This window comes from Rhodococcus sp. NPDC004095, assembly GCF_053604015.1.
The window spans coordinates 65,951-85,315 of record NZ_JBSGGS010000016.1 but is presented as its reverse complement, the minus strand read 5'-3'; the positions used below and the strand labels follow the sequence as shown (position 1 = coordinate 85,315).

Genomic DNA, 19,365 nt, shown 5'->3' with positions numbered 1-19,365 from the left:
GGGCGCGGAGTGTCTACCCCCAGACGACGGTGTTGTACTTGAGCAGCGTCGCGACCAGTGAGCCGACGGTGAGCAGGGCGATCGCGATCGGCACCCCGCGCCCCGGGGCGCGACCGTCGGAAACGGTGATGCGCAACGGGATCCAGCGCAGCAGCACGGTGAAACCGACGAACGCGAGCGGCAGGAAGTACCTGCCCTGCACGCCGTCGATGATGTAGAAGCCGACCGGTGAGAACGACAGGTACAGGGTGCCGAAGATCATCCCGACGCTGAGCAGCACCACGAGGGTGGTGGCCGTGGTGCTCCAGCGGCGCGGGTCGAGCCGCTCGGCGATCCCGAAAGCCAGGATGATCGCCGTCAACGCCAGCACGATGGCGGTCGCGGGCACATCCACGTACCCGAAACCGAGTTCGCCGAAGAACTGCACGAAGTACAGCTGGTCGCGGTACACCAGCGTGCGGTAGAAGGTGTCGAGGAAGCCGAGCGGATCGGACAGGATGCCCTGCATCTGATCCGCCGGAATCACCGAGTACCACTGGTTCTGCGGCCGCATCAGGCCCATGCCCTCGGTGGTGCCCGAGGAGATCTTCGTCCACAGCCCGAACAGCCCCAGCCCCACCAGGGCGGTCAGCTGCGGCACCCAGCGGACCGCGGGCAACCCCGCCAGCCGGTCCCGCGGGACGAAGACGACGAGCATCGCCAGCAGGAAGTACGTCGGCTTGCACAGCGGCAGCGCCAGCACCGAGGCGAGCAGGACCAGCGACTCCGGCTTCGACAGCCGGTCGCGCAGGAACACCGCCTTGACGAACAGTGCCGAGAACAGCAGTGCCATCCCGTTGGTCACGGTGTCGGCGGTGACGGTGCCGGCCTGGAACATCGCGATCGGCAGCAGCGCCAGGGTGAACGCCAGCCACGCGATCCGCGATCCGCGCAGCACGTGCAGCGCGAACCCGGCGAGCGCCAGGTAGGCGGCGAGTCCGGCGAGGCGGGCGGCGAGGAGGGTGCCGCCGACGTCGAGGTCGAGTGCCTCCGCGACCCGGAGTCCGGCCGCGACGGGCGCGTAGGGGACGGGCGAGTAGGCCGCGGTGTTGGTGAACCACACGTCCACCGGGGGCCCGTCGACGGCGGCGCCCTCGAGCCGGTCGTAGCCGCTCGGGTCGGCGACCATCGGCGCCGGTTCCTTGTCGTTCTCGCGGTAATCGGTCAACGCGAAGTCCATCAGCGCGTCGATGCTCGCCGGCACCTGCCCGCCGTACGCGACCGCGCGGTCGTCGTGGATCTCCTGCGGCAGGAACCCGCCCTCCGCGACCTGGTAGGCGCGACCGAACTGGGTGAGCTCGTCGTGTCCCCAGAAGGGCGGTGTGAGGACGGCGAACGCGGTTCCGAAGATCGCCCCGAGCACCACGAACAGGATCGACGCGACGCCGAAGCGGCGGACCCGGCGGGCCGGCGCCGCGGTGCCGGGATCGGTCGCGGTGACGGCTGCCCCGCCGGCGGGTTCGGGCGCGGCGGCCGCGTCGGGTTCGGTGACGGTGTCGGTGTCGGCTGCGGTGGCAGGGAGGCCGACGGGGAGCGCATCGGTCACCGTCGGTTCGGTCGTCTCGTCGGCGGTGGCCGGGCGGTCGCTCATTCCGCGCAGTCCCGCGAGTGCTCGCCGAGCGCCGGGTAGCGCAGGTACGTCAACCGGGCGGCCTCGTGGCGGGAGCGGCGGATGCCGTCGAGGATCAGGCCCGCGGTCCAGGCCAGGCAGCCGACGATCACGAGGGTGAACGCGAGGAACAGCGTCGGGAAGCGGGGCACGAGGCCGGTGTCGTAGAACTCGATCACGATCGGGATCGCCAGGATCAGCGACACCAGCAGGCTCAGCGTGCCGAACAGGCCGTAGAACGCGACCGGCCGTTCGTGCCGGGCCAGGCCGATGATCAGGGCCAGGATCTTGGTGCCGTCGCGGTAGGTCCGCAGTTTCGACTCGCTGCCCGCGGGACGGTCCCGGAAGTCGACCTCCACCTCGGTCTGCGGCACCCGCAGGTGCAGCGAGTGCACGGTCAGTTCGGTTTCGATCTCGAACTCGCGGGAGACAGCGGGGAAGCTCTTGACGAACCGGCGGGAGAACACCCGGAAACCGCTGAGCATGTCCTTGACGTTGTTGCCGAACACCTGGCCGACGATGCCGTTGAGCACCTTGTTCCCGGTTTCGTGGCCCGGGCGGTAGGCGCCCTCGGTGTCCGCGATCTCGCGGCGGACCCCGAGCACGTGGTCGTAGGGGCCGGACATCAGCGTCTCGATCATCCGCGGCGTCGCGAAGGCGTCGTAGGTGTCGTCGCCGTCGATGAGGACGTACACGTCGGCCTCGATGTCGGCGAACGCGCGCCGCACCACGTTGCCCTTGCCCTTGACGTTCTCGCGGCGGACGATCGCGCCCGCCCGCTGCGCCTCGGCGGCGGTGTCGTCGGTGCTCAGGTTGTCGTAGACATAGACCGTCATCCCTGGAACGGCGGTGCGTAGATCGCTGACGACCTTCGCGACCGCGGCCTGCTCGTTGTGGCACGGGACGATCGCGACGATCCGAAGCTCGGAGGTGTCCACCGCTTCGTTTCCTCCAGTTCCTGGGAATACGCTGCGAAGGCAGGCTAGCCGACACGGCCACTAACACAGAATCGGCCCAGACCCGCCGGATTTCCACAATGTAGGGTCGCGAGGTGCCCTTGACCGTCCCCACCGTCGCCGAACTGACCGGAATGCTCCGGAAGGGTGGCGCGTTCCTCGTGGTCGGTGTCCTGGGCTTTCTCGTCGACGCCGGGGTCTACAACGCGTTGGTGTTCTTCGGTGGCGAGGGCCCGATGTTCCACGCGCCGCTGCCCGCGAAACTGATCGCGATCGGCGTGGCGACGGTCGTCACCTACTTCGGCAACAAGTACTGGACCTTCAAACACCGGCCGTCCGGGAACGCGGCGCAGCAGTGGGTGCTGTACGCCCTGTTCAACGTCGTCGCGATCGGCCTGCAGCTGGCCTGCCTGGGCTTCTCCCGGTACGTGCTGAACCTCGACAGCCCGCTCGCCGACAACGTCTCCGGAACGCTGATCGGGCAGATCGTCGCCGTCGTGTTCCGCTTCTGGGCGTACGACAAGTTCGTTTTCAAGCGCGCCCCGGAGCCGGCCGCCGTCTGACCCCGCTCGGCCCGGCGCGGGCGTTGGTATCCTGGCCCCCGGATTTCACCCGGCGCCCAGGCGCGCCGCGGCCCGGTCGAGAACAGTTGGGGATCACATGGCGCAGCCCGCACGCGAGGCACTCACTCCGGGGGCCGAGGCCACCGCCGACACCGCCGACACCGCCGCGCTGACCGCGCGCCCGGCGACGGGGCGACTGCTCGCCCAGCGAGGGGTGTTCCTCGGGCCGTCGGAGAACATCTCCGACGACCTCTACGCGACGGTGAAGGGCTCCGCCGAGCGCGAGCGCCTCGCGATCCGCATCGGCAAGGGCGCGGCCCTGTCCACCAACACCTACTTCGGCCGCTTCGCCGCCAGCTACTGGCAGCGGTGGACCGTCGTCACCGAGGTGCAGGTGTCGCTGCACGTCGCCGCCGAGGGCCGGTTCCGGGTGCGCCTGGTCGCCTCCGACATCGCCGGGCACCGCCGGGTGACCGAGACCGTGACCCGCAGCGGGGAGCAGACGGTGACGCTGTCCGCGCCGCTCGACAAGTTCGTCGACGGCGGCGCGCTGTGGGTGGAGGTCGACGCGCTCGGCGGGCCGCTGACCGTCGACCGTCTCGAGTGGACGGTCGAGTCCCCGGAGACTGTCCGGCCGGTCGCGATCGCGATCTGCACCTTCAACCGGGCCGACGACTGCTCGAAGACGGTCGCCGCGCTCGCCTCGGACGACCGGGTGCTCGGCGCGATCGACGCCGTCTACGTCGTCGACCAGGGCACCGACCTGGTTCGTGACCGTGACCTGTTCAACGAGGTGGCGCCCCGGTTCGGGGACAAGCTGCACTACATCCAGCAGCCGAACCTCGGTGGTGCGGGCGGGTTCACCCGCGGCCTGTACGAGGTGTCCGCGACGAACGAGCACGCCGACGTGATCCTGATGGACGACGACATCCTGTGCGAACCGGAGACGGTGCTGCGCCTGAACGCGTTCGCGAACGTCACCGTCGAACCCACCCTCGTGGGCGCGCAGATGCTGTTCCTGCTCAACCCCGACTTCCTCAACGTCGGTGCCGAGGACGTGGACCTGGCCCACCTGGCGCACGGGCAGCGGGTGCCGAAGGCGCTCCGCAACACCAGCATGCTCAAGAAGAACCAGGAACGGCGCGTCGACGCCGGATACAACGCCTGGTGGACGTGCCTGATCCCGGCCGAGGTGGTCGCGAAGATCGGCCTGCCGATCCCGATCTTCTTCCAGTGGGACGACGTCGAGTACGGGGTCCGGGCCCGCGAGGCCGGGTTCGTCACCGTCACCCTGCCGAACGCGGCGGTGTGGCACGCGGACTTCTACTGGAAGGACTTCGACGACTGGGCCCGCTACTTCAGCACCCGTAACTCGCTGGTCGTCGGCGCCCTGCACAGCGAACTCGACACGAAGATGCTCTCGCGCATGTTCTTCCGGCACATCGCCGAGTTCCTCGTCGCGATGCAGTACGGCCTCGCCGCCACCACGCTGCGGGGGATCGAGGACTTCCTCGAGGGTCCGGACGCCCTGCGGGACGGCGGCATCGAGGCGATGGCCGCGATCCGCGCGGAGCGCGCCGCGTACCCGGAGACGGTCAAGCACGACGCCGCGACGGCACCGGTCCGGGACGCGGAGCTGGTGACCCGCCGGGCCGGCGGCGAACCGAGCATGATGCGGGTGGTGCTGGCCAAGCGGGCACTGAACCAGTGGCTCGGCCGTACGCAGCACGGGCTGGTGAACATTCCGCGCGAGGACGCTCACTGGTGGCACATCGCGCTGTTCGATCACGTGGTCGTCACCGACGCCTCCCAGTCGGGTGTGCGAATCCGGCAGCGGAACAAGGAGACCGCGGTGGCGCTGCTGCGCCGGGCGGTGCGGACCCTCAAGCGGCTCCGGGACGAGGGCGCCGACGTGTCCCGCCGGTACCGGGAGGCGGTTCCGGAGCTGACCAGCCGCGAGAACTGGGAACGGTTGTACGGCAAGTAGTCCCGTGAAGGCCGCACCCGCCCGGATCGACGCCCCACTGGTGGGGGCGCTCGGCTTCCTCGTCGGCGTGGCCGGGGCGGGGCGCCCGTCGTTCTGGTACGACGAGGTCGCGACCGTCCACTCGGCGACCCGCAGCCCGTCCGAGTTGTGGGCGCTGCTCGCCAATCAGGATGCGGTGCACGGGCTCTACTACTGGGTGATGCACCACTGGTTCGCGGTGTTCGGCGTCTCGCCGCTGTCCGCGCGGGTGCCGAGCGCACTGGCAGCGGGCGTCGCGGCGGCCGGGGTGGTCGTGCTCGGTCGCCGGCTGGCCGACCGCCGCACCGGGCTGCTCGCCGGACTGGTGTTCGTCGTGCTCCCCGCGGTCACCTGGTCCGCCGTCGAGGCGAGGTCCTTCGCCGGGTCCGCGGCGGTCGCGGTGTGGCTGACGGTGCTCCTGCTCGTCGCCGCGGACGCGGCGCCGGGTCGACGGTTGATCCTCTGGGCCACATACGGTTTCGGTGTCGCCCTCGCGGTCGTCACGCTGGTGTACCTCGCGGCGATGGTGCCCGTGCATGCCGTCGTTCTCGCGTTCCGGCGCGCCCCGCGGCGCACCTGGATCGGCTGGGCATCGGCGTCGGCGGCCGGGGCGCTCCTTGCCTCGCCGGTGGCGCTGGAGGTCATCGGCCAGTCCGGCCAGGTGGCGTGGATCCCGCCGGTGGATCATCGGGTGTGGCGCGCGATCACCGAGTACCAGTGGTTCGTCGGGGCGCCCGCCTTCGCGGCGGCGGCCGCCGCCCTCGTGGCGGCGGCGCTGCTCGCGCGGCGATCCCCGGTGTCCGCGGTGACCGTGCCGGTCGTGGCGTTGCCGTGGTTGCTCCTGCCCACCATCGCCCTGGTGGGGTATTCGCTTGTCGGGCAACCGATGTACACGCCGCGCTACCTCCTGTTCACGGTGCCGGCGGCGGCGTTGCTGATCGGCTGGGCGCTGACACGGGTGACCGCGCGGGCGTGGGTCGCCGGTCTCGGTGTCGCGGTGCTCGCGGCGCTGGCGCTGCCGAACTACCTGGCGCAGCGGGCACCCGACGCCAAGCCCAGCGGCATGGACTTCTCGGCGGTCAACCGCTTCGCCGCCGAGCACATGCGGCCGGGGGACTGCGTGCTGTTCGGGAAGCCCGGCTGGAACCCCGCCTCACAACGGCTGGTCATGAACGCGAACCCGGCCGCGTTCGACGGCGTCCGCGACATCGGACTCGGCCGGACCGCGGCGAGCCAGGGCTGGCTGTGGGACGAGGAACGGCCGATCACCGACCTCGCCGAGCCGCTGACCTCCTGCACCACGCTCTGGTACTTCACCGACCGCGATCGCGACCAGCCGTACACCATCCGGCACATCTCCAACGAACTCTGGACGGTGCCACCCCACCGCTTCGAGGACGCCCCGGAGTTCGGCGAGTTGACCCGCGCGGGCCTGCACATCGAGCAGCGGTGGTCGTTCCCGGTCTCGCAGGTCGTGCTGCTGCGCAGGTAGCGGGGTACCGGGTGTCAGGCGACGTCAGTCGCACACCCGGACCGCCACCTGCTCGTCGTCGGCGGTGTAGGCCAGGTACTCGAACCTCAGTCCGGTGCGCTCGACGAGTTCGGTCCACGCGCGGTACTCGTGGGCCTGCCAGCCCGGGTAGTTGAAGAACTCGTCGAACACCAACACCGTGCCCGGCACCAGCCGGTCGGCGATCAGGTGAAGGACCGTGCTGGTCGACGAGTACAGGTCGGCGTCGAGGTGGGCGAACGCGACGGGACCGGGGTGCTCGGCCAGGAACTGCGGCAGGGTGTCGGCGAACAGTCCGGGGACGATCTGGGCGCCGGGCACGTTCGGGATCGCCGGCTGGGCGAACTCGCCGGCAGGGAAGCCGGTACGCCAGGTCTCCGGCAGTCCGGTGAACACGTCGAAACCGTAGACGCGGGGCAGCGCGTCGGCGATGATCCGCAGACTCGTGCCCCCGGCGACACCGAACTCGAGCGCCAGGCCGTCGACGCGCGCCCGGGACAGCGCCAGGCGCAGGGTCTCGTGCGGGTGCCGGCGCACCGCGGTGGTCGGCATGTGCTCGACCACGAACGCGGCGGACTCGGCGCAGGCGCGGACGTCGAGCGCGTAGGGCAGGTCCCGGCGGGCCCGGTGCTCGAGTTCCGCCAGGTACTCCCGGACCGTCGCGATCTGACCGCGCGCCGCTTCCAGTTCGGCGAGCACCCGATTCAATTCGCCGCTGGTGGCGGCCAGGTCGGCCAGCAGCTGATCGTGCCGGTTCTCCTGCTCCTGCCGCGCCTGGACACTGGCGTCGTGGATCACCTCGGCCAACGCGCGCTGGAGCTTGAGCCGCGCGGTCCGGCGAAGGCCGCGAATCATCCGATTCCACCTCCTCGATCGTGGGTACGGTCGATCGGATGCCGGTCGGATGGGCGAGCCCGGCCGAGCCGGGCGCCCCGTCAGCCACGCTACCCGGGTCACCGGGGCCGGGCGACCGGGGCGGGCGTCCCGGTATCGCTGCCACGGCGCAGGCGACCCCGTTGGACACTGGGGCGGCCGCTACATCTGGCAGCTCGCCGATCACGCCGACCTGCTCGTCGGATGGAAGCCCACCCCCGACGATGACGCCCGCGCGATCGAACGCGAGATGATTGCCCACTCAAGGCCGCGCACCGTCAACGGCCGTTCGCGAACCTGGCCGGCTGAACCTCACCGGGGTCGTGCCTCGGTGGTTGCCTCTCGCGGCGTTGTACTCACGCACTGTGATATCCACGCCTCTTTCAAAGCGGGCCAACTGCCAATCGCCAACATACTCACGGATACCCCTATCGATTGCACAGGACCTCCTCGACGCCTAGAGAACCTCCAGTCCGCCGACGATTCGACCCGCTCGGGCGCGCACTGAGAAGTCGGAGGTGTCTGGTGGCGTCTTACTGCTGTCGCTCCAGGTGATGAACGCAGATTCGGGTTCCCCGAAGCCTCCGGCTCTCGCGACAACTGCTCCGAACCGGTCGCCAGCCGTTGTGGTGTTGACCTGTACTTCGTCGCCAACGGAATTCCCCTGCTGGGCGGAAAACACGCGCGCTCTGACACTTGTCGTGGTGTCGAACGTGTCTGCTCGCTTCTGCACCCATGTCAATAGGAAGCGGCTCTCCTGCAGTGGCGCAAGGGCAGGCGACAAGCAATTGATCTCTTGTCCGCCGACGGTGGCGAAGATCGGTATGTTCGCAGAGACGCCGTTGGGTTCAAACACGTTGGCGTGCACCGCACTCTTCGTAACCCCTATGTCGCTGGTGCCCAGAGTTCTCACGTGGGCGATGACGAAGCGCCCATCATCGAGGAGCGTCATGCTTTTGCCGCCATTGAAGCCGGAGAGGTTGGGTCGGGTTTCACCGGTCACAGGTGTTCCGTCGAAGTTGAATATGCGAAACGTCAGCGCTCCACCCCCAGGCGGCGAAGGATCACTGCGCCAGGCGATGACATAGTTTCCCTGGTTTCCGTTAGCGTCTTCGCCTTCTAGGCGCGTCACGATCGGGTTCTGGTGAAATCCTTCGGTGATGTTGACGGTGAACTCAGGACCGCTCCTCGTGCCGTCGATGTTGAATCGTTGCGCTCGTATCCGCTGATCGGGCCGTGCGTCGACCCACACGACAATGAAGCCACCGTCGATCATCGAGGTGATCGCAGGGCGGTGTTCGGGGTCGATATCTGACGTGCTGATCTGAATTTCCGGGCCCAACTTCTGGGCCTCGCTGTTGAATCGCTGAGCCTTGACATGGGGAGGCGGGCCCGGCGGGTTGAATGCCTGCTCGATCCAAGCCACGACCGGCCCGGAGAAGGTTCCAGAGACGATAGGCAGTTGTCGGTTCGTATTCGCTCCGGCTGGCGTCGATGTGTTGATCACGAGTTCACCGTCGGATGGAGCTCCGTCTGGCGAGAAGATGCGGCCCTTGATGGTTGCGTCGCTGCTGTCCGACCACACGGCGAAGAACCGCGGAATGCCTGACGTGGAGAATCCCGCGACATAGGGCTGATGCTGAAGCTGATGGGTGGTCGTGTTGACCAATAGCTCGGCCATGGTAATTCCTTGCCTAGATCGTGAGCACTGCGGAATCAGGACGCTCTTCTCAAGAGTGTGTCGGTTATCGAACATGTTCGAACGAGTAGTGGCCTACTCGAATCCGAGGATTCCGCGAAAGATGAAGGCGCGGCACTGCATAGCCTCACCGGTAACCATGCGTGGAGGCGGCTGCCTTGAACGCAGGCCTCGGGGTGACACTCTCCGAGCGGCAACTCGAGCACCCGCGTTCACGTGCCGCGCCGGCGCGGTCTGTACGACGCCAGTGGCCCTCACCGACCACATCGGTGGTCTCGAAGGCGGCCGACGACAAGTCGCCGACAAGTGCGCGGCGCGATGGTGGGGCCATGACCATCACACCTGCACTGCTCTACCGCCTCAGCGGGTTCGCCCTCGTGGTCGCGCTCGCGTTCAACCTGACCGGGGGCATCCTGCACCCGGTGGCCGACGACAGCGGCCACTCGGTCGCCGCGCTGTCCGCCAATGCCGTCCCCTACCCGCAGTACCTGCTGTTCGTCGGCACGCTGCTCCTGCTGCTGGGCCTGCCGGGCATGTATTCCTGGGTGTCGGCCCGCGCCGGACTGCCCGGCCTGGTCGCGTTCGTCGTCTACTTCGTGTCGTCGACGGTGATCGGGATCGCGCACCTCGCGGTCGAGGCGTTCATCGCGGTGCCGTTGGCGCTCGACGCGGACGGTGCCGGCGTGCTGTCCGGCACCGATTCGATCATCGACACCACCCCGTTCGCCGCGTTGATGACGGTCTCCGGGCTGGGCCTGATGATCGGCGAGGTGCTGCTCGGCGCCGCGTTGTGGCGTTCGCGGGCGGTCCCGCGGTGGATCGCGGCGTTGATGATCGCCGGCGGCATCGTGTTGCTGATCCCGGTGCCGTACGTGCAGGGGCTCAGCGGCCTGATGATCGAACTGCCCCGCGGATTGGCGTTCGCGGCGATCGGGGTGCTGATGGTGCGGGCCTTCCGCGCCTCGGCTCCCTCCCGATCGGCTACCGCTGCCGGGCCCGCAACCGCTGTCGCGTCTGCGCACTGAGCGCGGTCGCGGCCTCCTGATGACGCGCCGCCCAGGCAGGGTCCCCGAGATACTCGGCGAGCTCCGCCAGGGCGGCGTCCACCGGTCCCGCATACATCGACCCGGAGTCGAGCCCGGCGAACCGGCCGGCGAACGGCGTCAGTTCGTCTCGGCACCGCTCGGCGGTGGCCCGGTCGCCGAGCCGGACCGCGGCCCGGGCCCGGAAGGTCGTCATGGCCAGCCAGTAGTAGTCGCGCGGCGGGTCGACGAGGCCCGCCCACAACTCCCGGGCCCGGGTCTCGTCGCCGGCGTCGAGCAGCGCGAGCACCACCGCGGGCCGCAGCGCCTGCGGCCAGTGTTCCTCGACGACGACAAGGTCGGCGGCGACGTCGGCGAGGCTTCCGGCCGCGACTCCGACGCCGACCCGTCCGATCACCCGCAACCAGTCGGCATTGCCGGTGCCCGCCGCGGCCAGCTGCTGAGCCGCCGCGTCGTAGCGTTCGAGAGCGGAATCGAGTTCTCCGGCAACGATGTCCGTGAGACCGCGGAAGGTGTCGAGCGCCCCGAGCATCTGCGACAGCTGGTTGCCCGCGGCGTACTCGACCGCCTCGGTGGCCTGCTCGCGCGCCTCGTCGAGGTCGCCGTCGGCCGCGGCCGCCATGAACAACTGAAAGTGGGCCTGCGCCTGGAACCCCGGATCGCCGGACGCGCCCGCGACGGCGAGCAGTTCTTCCGCGACGGCCCGCCGCTCGGCCGCGAAGTCCGGGCCGTACGCGATGTAGCCGTACGCGTTGAGCGCCCGGCGCAGCACCATCGGGTCGCCGACGGTGCGCGCGAGCCGCAGCGCCTCGTGTGCCGCGTCCAGCACGGCGGCGAAATCGTTCTCCTCGATCTCGAAGACCTTGGCTACCAACAGCAGAGCCCGATCCGAGTCGGAGAGGTCGGCGGAGCGCAGCAGCGCCTCGAGTGGGCCGACGACCGCCTCGTCGACGTCCGGGCCGGTGCGGATGTACCAGGTCACCGGCGCGGTCCAGGCGGTCAGCGCCCGGATCAGAGCCGCTTCGTCACCCTGGCGGGTCGCCGCGTCGATCGCGGCCTGGCGGTACCGGCGCGCGGAGACGACGTCGCCGGTGCGGGCGAGTGCGCCGACGTAGGGGACGAGCACGTCGAGCAACAGGGCTTCGTCCGGCGTGGACGACATTTCGCACAGGTGCAGGGCCGCGCCCCACAGCTGGGCCGACTCCCGGTACGACGACAGCGCGTCCGCCTGCCCGGCCGCGCGAGCCACGTGCCGGGCGGCCGCCGCCGCGGTCGCCGGTGTCGCCGACGCGATCGCGTGCCGGGCCAGTGTCGCGAGGTCGTCGGGTGCCCGCGCGGAGAGTGCGGTGAGCGCGGCGGCGTGCAGGCGTGACCGCCGGATCCCGGGCAGGTCCGCGTAGAGGGTGTCGCGAATGAGCATGTGCGGGAACCGGAGCCGATCGGGCCCGGATTCGGCGAGCAGGTTCGCCGCGAGCGCCGGCTCGAGCGCGTCGAGCAGCGCGTCCTCGCTCTGGTCGCCGACGGCCAGCAGGATGTCCAGGTCGAGTTCGCGCCCGAGCACCGATGCGCGACGCAGTGCCGCCACGCTCGGCTCGGGCAGTCGCGCGATGCGCCGGCGGAGCACGTCGCGAACACCCTCGGGCACCGTCAGTTCCGCGGAGCCGGTGCCGCCGGTTGCGATCAGCCGGGCGAACTCCTTGACGAACAACGGGTTTCCGCCGGTGCGGTCGGTGAGCCGGGTGATGTCGGGCCCGGACAGCGCGTCGAGCCCGGCGTCCCGGGCGACCGCCGCGACGCCCGCTTCGGACAGCGCACCCAACTCGATCCGGACACCCGGTGCTCCGGCCGTCGCCGCCCGGGCCGCGGACAGCTCGGGCGATTCCTCGCGGAAGGTCGCGAGCACCAGGAGCGGTGAACCCGATGCCCGGGCCGCGACGTGCCGCAGCAGCTGCAGGGTCAGCTCGTCGGCGCGGTGGACGTCGTCGAGGGCGAGCACGAGCGGGGCCCGCTGCGCCACCGACGACAGGTACGGGGGCAGCGCCTGCGACAGCCAGAACGGGCTCGCACCCGAGGCGTGGAAACCGTTCTCCCCGAGCAGGTTCGACAGCTGCTGCGCGGTCGTGGGGTCCATCGGGTACCGCTCGCGCAGATCGCGCAGCGCCTCACCCCACGGCCATCCGGGCGGTGCGCCGTCGACCTCCGGGCAGTGCCCCCACGCGGCACACCAGCCGCGTGCGGTCAGGGCGGTGACGAGGTGCGTGAGCAGGGTGGTCTTCCCGGCACCCGCTTCGCCGCCGACCCAGACCAGCCGCAGACCGGTGGCGGCGGCGCGCTCGGCCTCGGCGAGCAGCGCGGCCAGCTCGTCCGGGCGCCCGTTCGCCGGCGTCGGCGGGGCGGCCACCGGCGTCGGAGCCGGTGCGAGGGCGGGGGCGTGGGTGAGGATGTCGCGCTCGAGGTCGCGCAGCCGCGGTCCGGGGTCGACGCCGAGTTCGTCGGCGAGGTACTCGCGTGCGGTGCGCAGGGTGGTCAGGGCGTCGGCGGGGCGCCCGGCCCGGTAGTGCGCCGTCGCCAGCAGCGCGACCGCCGCCTCCCGTCCGGGATTGTCGGCGACGTGCCGGTCCAACCGCGCCGCCACCGACTCCGGGTTGCCCAGTTCCAGTGCGCTTCTCGCGTGTTCCTCCACGGCGGTGCGGCGCAACTCCTGCAGCCGGGCGATCTCGGGCAGTGCCCAGTCGACGTCGGCCAGTTCCTGGAACGGGGGACCGGTCCACACGTCCAGCGCCCGCTCGAACAGGTCCGCTCGGCGCGCCGGATCGGCGGCGTCGAGCCCACGCCGCACCAGCGCCTCGAAGTGCCAGACGTCCACGGCGGTTCCGGGCAGGGTCAGCGCGTATCCGGGCGGGTCGCTGACCAGCACCCGCGCCGGGGTCCGGGCCCGGCGGCCCGGCTCGAGGATGCGGCGCAGGTAGGAGATGTGCACCTGCAGCGCGGCCAGCGCCTTCGGCGGGGCGCCTCCGGACCACAGGTCCTCGATCAGCAGATCCGTCGACACCACCGCCCCGCGCGCCGCCGCCAGCCGCGCCAGCACCGCCCGCCGGCTCGGGCCACCGAGATCGACCGGTGTCCCGCCGACCCGGGCCCGCACCGACCCCAGGACGTGCACCGACACCGGGGGATCCGGTGCGGCGGCGGGGGCGCTCATGGGGACGAACACTAGCGCGGGCCGCGGCCTCGCGACCGGTCATCGTTTCCCGCGCGAAGGCGTCAGGGACGCTCGAACCTCTCCCGGCGGCCCAGCCCGCGCAGGCGCATCCACTCCCGGAACCCGCGGACGTCGCGTTGCTGGACGAGGAAGTACCAGCCGAAGCGGGCGTACTCCTGCGGCAGCAGCTTGCGCATGCCGGGCTGCGACATCACGTAGCCGCGGTTGCGGTAGGTGAAGAACCGCTTCGTCTCGTTGTCCGGGTACTGGGTGTGCATCCGCCCGCCGAGGATCGGCTTGAACTCGTCCGCGCCGTTCGGGTGCACGTACGCGGTCCGCAGGCACGTCCCGAACGGCAGCCCCGACCGGACCAGACGGCGGTGCACCTCGACCTCGTCACCGCGGACGAACAGCCGCAGGTCCGGCACCCCGACCGCGTCGATCGCGGCGGCGGTGAACAGGGCGCCGTTGAACAGGGAGGCGATCCCCGGCAGGAACTCCTCGTCGCCGAGTTCGCTGCGGCGGCGGCGCCACTCGACGCCGCGGCGCAGCGGGAACGCCAGCCGGTCGGGGTCGTCGATGTCGCAGACCACCGGCGACACCTCGGCCAGTCCGTGCCGGGTCGCGCAGTCGAGCAGGGTGGCGAGGACGTCCGGTCCGTCGGGGCGGCCGTCGTCGTCGGCGAGCCAGACACGGTCCGCGCCGAGCGAGAGCGCGTACAGCATGCCGAGCGCGAAGCCGCCGGCGCCGCCGAGGTTGTGCTTCGACCCGAGATACGTGGTGGGGATCGGCGTCGACTCGACCAGTTCCCGCACCGCGTCCTCGTCGGCGTTGTCGACGACGACCAGGTGGTCCAGCGGCCGGGACTGGGCGGCGAGAACCGCCAGGGACTCGGCGAGGAGTTCGCGTCGGCGGTGCGTGACGACGACACCGACGATCCGTTCGCTCATTTCGTCTGCCCGGCCTGTTCGCGTTCCATCTCGGCGATCACGTGCCGGACGTGGTCGGCGGCGTCGTCGCCCTCGTAGGAGCGCACGACCTCCTCGATGCCGCCCTGCATGCGGATCCGGCCGTGGTCGATCCACATCGCGCTGTTGCACAGCTGCGCGAGGAACTCGTTGGAGTGGCTCGCGAACACCAGGATGCCGGAGCGTTCGACCAGTGCCTGCAGCCGGACGCGCGCCTTCTTCATGAACTCGGCGTCGACGGCGCCGATGCCCTCGTCGAGCAGAAGGATCTCCGGGTCGATCGAGGTGACGACGCCCATCGCGACCCGCACCCGCATGCCCGTCGAGTACGTGCGCAGCGGCATGTTCAGGTACTCGCCGAGTTCGGTGAAGTCGGCGATCTCGTCCATCTTCGCGAGCATCTGCTTGCGGGTCTGCCCGAGGAACAGGCCGCGGATGATGATGTTCTCGTAGCCGGAGATCTCCGGGTCCATGCCGACACCGAGGTCGAAGACGGGCGCGACGCGGCCGCGGATGTGGGCGCTGCCGCGGGTCGGCTCGTAGATGCCGGACAGCAGCCGCAGCAGCGTCGACTTGCCGGCGCCGTTGTGGCCGACCAGTCCGACCCGGTCGCCCTCCTTCAGCGACATCGTGATGTCGTTGAGCGCCTCGACGACGACGACGTCGGAGTCGGTGCGGCCGATCGCGCCGCCGGCCTTGCCGAGGAACGCCTTCTTCAGCGACCGGGACTTGGCGTCGAAGATCGGGAAGTCGACGCACGCGTTGTGGGTGTCGATGCTGACCTTGCTCACGGTGGACCCCCTAGACCCAGTAGGGCACGCGGGCCCGGTACTTGCGCAGTGCCAGCAGGGCGACCGCCCAGCCGACGACGGTGATCCCCAGCACGATGTACCAGTGGTACAGCTCCTGCGGCTGCCCGATCATCGGCGCGCGCACGATGTCGAGGTAGTGGAACAGCGGGTTGAGTTCGGCGATCTTCGCCCGATCGGCGACCGCGCCGCCCTGCGCCTCGAGGCTCTGCGTCGTCCACATGATCGGCGTCAGCACGAACAGCAGCAGGGTCAGCGACGACAGGATCGGCGCGATGTCCCGGTAGCGGGTCGCGAAGATGCCGAACACGATCGACACCCACAGCGCGTTGAGCACGATCAGTGCGATGGCGGGGATCGCCGCCAGCGACGCCCAGCTCAGGTCCCGCCACACCGCGAACGCGACCACCATGATCACGTAGATCACCAGGTTGTGCGCGAAGAACAGCAGCTGCCGCCACACCAGGCGATATATGTGCACGCTCAGCGCCGACGGCAGCTGTTTGATCAGACCCTCGTTCGCGATGAACACCTCGGACCCCTCGATGATCGAGGCGTTGATGAGGTTCCACACGATCAGGCCGACGGTGACGTACGGCAGGAACTCGTCGAGCGGCATGTCGAGCAGCGCCGCGTACAGGATGCCGATCGCGGTGGCCTGCACGCCGGTGGCGATGGTGATCCAGAACGGACCGATCACCGACCGCCGGTAACGCTGCTTGATGTCCTGCCAGCCCAGGCTGAGCCACAGTTCACGCTGTGCGAACCCGTCGCGGAGGTCCTTGACCGCGCGGCGGAAGGTCTGCGAGTCGGAGGCCGGCGGCGAGGCGGTCGCGGCGGTCTCGGATTCGAGGGCGGATGCTGACACGAGGTCCGAGCCTACCGGCCTGCCGAGAACGCCCCCGCCGCTCGTGCGCACTTCACGGGTGGACGGACCCGCGAACCGCGCACGAGCAGCACACCGCCTACAGGTACTGGCCCGTGCCCGGCTGCGCCTGCTGACCCGGCTGGACGTGAGCGGCGCCACCGAGACCAGGCGGCAGCGCGCCCTGCCGCATCTGCTCGAGCTGCGCCCGCGCCGCCATCTGCTGCGCGAACAGCGCCGTCTGGATGCCGTGGAACAAGCCCTCCAGCCAGCCAACCAGCTGGGCCTGCGCGATCCGCAGCTCGGCGTCGGACGGCACGTTGTCGTCGGTGAACGGCAGCGCGAGCCGTTCCAGCTCCTCGCGCAGTTCCGGCGCGAGACCCTGCTCGAGCTCGCGGATGGACGACTTGTGGATCTCCTTGAGCCGGTTGCGGCTGGCGTCGTCGAGCGGAGCCGCGCGCACCTCCTCGAGGAGTTGCTTGATCATCGTGCCGATCCGCATGACCTTCGCCGGCTGCTCGACCATGTCGGCGAGGGACTCGCCGCCCTGCTCGTCGCCACCGCCCGGTTCGCCGCTGCCGTTGTCCGAGGCCGCGGCGGTCGGGTCCGGCGCCGGGCCGGTCGACGTCAGGGCCACGGGTTGACCGTCGGGTCCGATCACGACGACGTGTTCATTCTCCGGTTGCGTCATGACTCCATCTTGTCGGTTCCAGCGGCGATCCGCTAAGACCCCACGTGACCCGCCGTGCCGCGGCATTTCAGATCGGCTGCCGGGGTGTGCAATCCGTCATCCCGATCGCATCGCGATGAAAACAGGTCTTAGGCTGTCGGGCATGGCTTACGACGTCGCCCGGGTGCGGGGACTGATCCCGTCACTCGGGGACGGATGGATCCATCTCGATCCGCAGTCCGGAATGTTGCACCCCGATTCCGTGTCGACCGCCGTGTCGACCGCGTTCCGTGGATCGGCCTCCTCGCAGGTCGGCAGGCATGTCGGTGCCCGCCGTGCCGCCGAGATCCTCGAGGCCGCCCGCGAAGCGGTCGCGGACCTCGTCGGTGGTGACCCCGCCGGTGTCGTCCTCGGACCGGACCGGGCGACGCTGCTCGCGTGGCTGGCGGAGGCGCTCAGTTCGCGGCTCGGGCTCGGCACCGGTGTCGTGCTGTCGCGGCTCGACGAGGAGGCCAACGTCGCGCCCTGGCTGCGAGTGGCGAACCGGTACGGCGCGCAGGTCCGCTGGGCGGAGGTCGAGATCGACACCTGCGACCTGCCGAGCTGGCAGTTCGCCGAACTCATCGGGCCGACCACCCGGCTGGTCGCGTTGACCGCCGCGTCGCCGATCGTCGGCTCCGCGCCCGACGTCCGGGTCGCGTCGGACCGGATCCACGAGATGGGCGGGTTGATGGTGTGCGACGCCGTCGCCGCCGCCCCGTACGCGCACGTCGACATCCACGAACTCGGCGCGGACGTGCTCGCGGTCAGCGGGCCCAGCTGGGGTGGCCCGCAGATCGGTGCGCTGGTGTTCCGCGACCCGGGGCTGATCGACCGGATCCCGTCGATCTCGCTGAACCCGCACGCCACCGGCCCGAGCCGCCTCGAACTCGGCGGCCACCAGTACGCGCTGCTGGCGGGGCTCACGGCGTCCATCGACTACCTCGCGAACCTCGACGAGTCCGCGACCGGATCCCGCCGGGAGCGGCTGGAGACGTCGATCAGTTCGCTGCAGGACTACCACGACCGGCTGTTCGAGCGGCTCCTCGCGTCGCTGCGCCGGCTGCCGCAGGTGACGTTGATCGGCACCTCGTACAGCCGGGTCCCGACGATCAGCTTCACCGTCGCCGGGGTGCCCGCCGAGAAGGTCGCCGTGCACTTCGCCGAGCGCCGCATCGGCACGGTCGTCGGCGGCAAGGGCAGCCGCCTGCTCGACTCCCTCGGCGTCAACGAGGAGGGCGGCGCCGTGACGATCGGCCTGGCCCCCTACACCACCCGCTACGAGATCGACCAGCTCGTCCGCGCCGTCGCCTCGCTCGGCTGACCGCGCCCCCACCCCAAAGTTCCGTAATGTCACATCGGCTCACTTGACGCCAGCCGATGTGACATTACGGAACCGGAGGCCTGGTGAATCGGGGATCGGTGGGCAGGGTCAGGCGAGGGTGAGGACGACCTTGCCGACGGTGTCGGCGGAGTCGAGCATCTCGTGGGCGGTGGCGGCCTCGGTGATCGGCAGCTCCGCGTGCACGACCGGACGGACGGTGCCGTCCGCGACCAGCGGCCACAGTTTCCGCGTCACCTCGGTGACGATCTCCGCCTTGCTGGAGCGGCCGGTCTCGGGACGGCCCCGCAGGCCGGTCGCGAAGACCCGGCCCCGCTTGGCGATCAGCTTGCCCAGGTTCAGCTCCCCGACCGCGCCGCCCTGCATGCCGATCACGCAGAGCTGTCCGTCCTTGGCGAGCGCGTCGACGTTGCGGTCCAGGTACTTGGCGCCCATGTTGTCGAGGATCAGGTCGGCGCCGCGCTGCGGGGTGTCACGGACCGCGGCGACGAAGTCGTCCTCGCGGTAGTTGACGGTGAGCGTCGCGCCGAGGTCGCGGCAGGCGGCGAGCTTGTGCTCGGAACCGGCGGTGACGGCGACCGTGGCGCCGAGTGCCACCGCGACCTGGATCGCGTGGGTGCCGATGCCGCCGCCGCCGCCGTGGATGAGCACCAGCTGTCCCGCGTGCATCCCGCCGATCATCACCAGGTTCGACCACACCGTGCACGCGACCTCGGGCAGCGACGCCGCGGCCACGAGGTCCAGGCCGTCCGGCACCGGCAGCAGCTGGCCCGCCGGGACCACGACCTTCTCCGCGTAGCCGCCGCCGGCGAGCAGCGCGCACACCCGGTCGCCGACCTGCCAGTCGCGCACCCCGTCGCCGACCGCGGCGACGGTGCCGGAACATTCGAGGCCGAGGATGTCGCTGGCGCCGGGCGGCGGCGGATACAGGCCGCGTCGCTGCAGCACGTCGGCGCGGTTGACGGCGGTGGCGGCGACGTCCAGGAGAACCTGGCCCGGACCGGGTGCCGGGTCCGGAACCTCCGCCCACTGCAGGGCCTCGGGGCCGCCGGGACTGGTGACGGTGATCGCATGCATGGCTCGACGCTATCGGTTGTTCCCGCGCAAGCAACTGCAGTCCCGGCCCGGCGGGGCGTTTCGGGCGCTACGGTCACGCGGTGACCTACTTCGGCA

At 70.3% G+C, this 19,365-nt stretch carries 15 protein-coding genes; 5 read left to right on the top strand and 10 right to left on the bottom strand.

All coding sequences use genetic code 11. From position 1 onward, the window contains the following. Positions 1-13 precede the first annotated feature (13 nt). Together ACWEPG_RS24695 and ACWEPG_RS24690 are read right to left on the bottom strand one after the other, a co-directional pair. On the bottom strand, positions 14-1,630 hold the full coding sequence (locus ACWEPG_RS24695; protein WP_450115614.1) for a DUF2142 domain-containing protein: 1,617 nt from the start codon (positions 1,628-1,630) through the stop codon (positions 14-16). Continuing rightward, complete coding sequence (locus tag ACWEPG_RS24690; RefSeq protein ID WP_450115613.1) at positions 1,627-2,586, bottom strand: glycosyltransferase; 960 nt, start codon at positions 2,584-2,586, stop codon at positions 1,627-1,629. Before ACWEPG_RS24690 ends, ACWEPG_RS24695 begins: the two co-directional genes overlap by 4 nt. 113 nt (positions 2,587-2,699) lie before the next feature. Between ACWEPG_RS24690 and ACWEPG_RS24685 the strand changes: the two genes are divergently transcribed. From ACWEPG_RS24685 to ACWEPG_RS24675, 3 genes are all read left to right on the top strand, one after another. Continuing rightward, entirely contained in the window at positions 2,700-3,167 is a 468-nt protein-coding gene (locus ACWEPG_RS24685) for a GtrA family protein (protein WP_450115612.1), read from the top strand. A 97-nt stretch (positions 3,168-3,264) separates the two neighbouring features. Further along, a complete protein-coding gene (locus ACWEPG_RS24680; protein WP_450115611.1) occupies positions 3,265-5,154 on the top strand; it encodes a glycosyltransferase in 1,890 nt (629 codons plus the stop codon). A gap of 4 nt (positions 5,155-5,158) precedes the next feature. Further along, positions 5,159-6,664 carry a glycosyltransferase family 39 protein gene (locus ACWEPG_RS24675; RefSeq protein ID WP_450115610.1) on the top strand — a complete coding sequence of 502 codons (1,506 nt, stop codon included), beginning with the start codon at positions 5,159-5,161 and terminating at the stop codon, positions 6,662-6,664. A gap of 24 nt (positions 6,665-6,688) precedes the next feature. Here ACWEPG_RS24675 and ACWEPG_RS24670 read toward each other — a convergent pair whose 3' ends face one another. Both ACWEPG_RS24670 and ACWEPG_RS24665 read right to left on the bottom strand, forming a co-directional pair. Next, on the bottom strand, positions 6,689-7,537 hold the full coding sequence (locus tag ACWEPG_RS24670) for a class I SAM-dependent methyltransferase (RefSeq protein ID WP_450115609.1): 849 nt from the start codon (positions 7,535-7,537) through the stop codon (positions 6,689-6,691). 475 nt (positions 7,538-8,012) lie between these two features. Next, positions 8,013-9,236 (bottom strand): hypothetical protein, encoded by a 1,224-nt coding sequence (locus ACWEPG_RS24665; RefSeq protein WP_450115608.1) that lies wholly within the window; start codon positions 9,234-9,236, stop codon positions 8,013-8,015. A 347-nt stretch (positions 9,237-9,583) separates the two neighbouring features. On the opposite strand from ACWEPG_RS24665, the gene ACWEPG_RS24660 reads away from it, so the two are divergent. Further along, positions 9,584-10,279: a hypothetical protein gene (locus ACWEPG_RS24660; RefSeq protein ID WP_452595552.1), complete on the top strand. Its 696-nt coding sequence runs from the start codon at positions 9,584-9,586 to the stop codon at positions 10,277-10,279. On the opposite strand, the gene ACWEPG_RS24655 is transcribed toward ACWEPG_RS24660, so the two are convergent. The 5 genes from ACWEPG_RS24655 to ACWEPG_RS24635 form a co-directional block, all read right to left on the bottom strand. Next, a complete protein-coding gene (locus ACWEPG_RS24655) occupies positions 10,236-13,499 on the bottom strand; it encodes a BTAD domain-containing putative transcriptional regulator (protein ID WP_452595551.1) in 3,264 nt (1,087 codons plus the stop codon). The genes ACWEPG_RS24660 and ACWEPG_RS24655 overlap by 44 nt on opposite strands. Positions 13,500-13,561: 62 nt before the next feature. Beyond that, positions 13,562-14,449: a galactofuranosyltransferase GlfT1 gene (gene glfT1 / locus ACWEPG_RS24650; protein WP_450115605.1), complete on the bottom strand. Its 888-nt coding sequence runs from the start codon at positions 14,447-14,449 to the stop codon at positions 13,562-13,564. After that, a complete protein-coding gene (gene wzt / locus ACWEPG_RS24645; protein ID WP_450115604.1) occupies positions 14,446-15,258 on the bottom strand; it encodes a galactan export ABC transporter ATP-binding subunit Wzt/RfbE in 813 nt (270 codons plus the stop codon). The genes glfT1 and wzt overlap by 4 nt, the downstream gene beginning before the upstream one ends. Before the next feature lie 10 nt (positions 15,259-15,268). Then, positions 15,269-16,144 (bottom strand): galactan export ABC transporter permease subunit Wzm/RfbD, encoded by an 876-nt coding sequence (gene wzm, locus ACWEPG_RS24640; protein ID WP_450115603.1) that lies wholly within the window; start codon positions 16,142-16,144, stop codon positions 15,269-15,271. Between the two features lie 97 nt (positions 16,145-16,241). After that, positions 16,242-16,832, bottom strand: coding sequence for a bacterial proteasome activator family protein (locus ACWEPG_RS24635; RefSeq protein WP_450115602.1), 591 nt, complete (start codon positions 16,830-16,832; stop codon positions 16,242-16,244). 142 nt (positions 16,833-16,974) lie between these two features. Between ACWEPG_RS24635 and ACWEPG_RS24630 the strand changes: the two genes are divergently transcribed. After that, positions 16,975-18,174, top strand: coding sequence for a cysteine desulfurase-like protein (locus ACWEPG_RS24630; RefSeq protein ID WP_450115601.1), 1,200 nt, complete (start codon positions 16,975-16,977; stop codon positions 18,172-18,174). A 108-nt stretch (positions 18,175-18,282) separates the two neighbouring features. On the opposite strand, the gene ACWEPG_RS24625 is transcribed toward ACWEPG_RS24630, so the two are convergent. Beyond that, positions 18,283-19,269, bottom strand: coding sequence for an NAD(P)H-quinone oxidoreductase (locus ACWEPG_RS24625; RefSeq protein WP_452595550.1), 987 nt, complete (start codon positions 19,267-19,269; stop codon positions 18,283-18,285). Positions 19,270-19,365 lie beyond the last annotated feature (96 nt).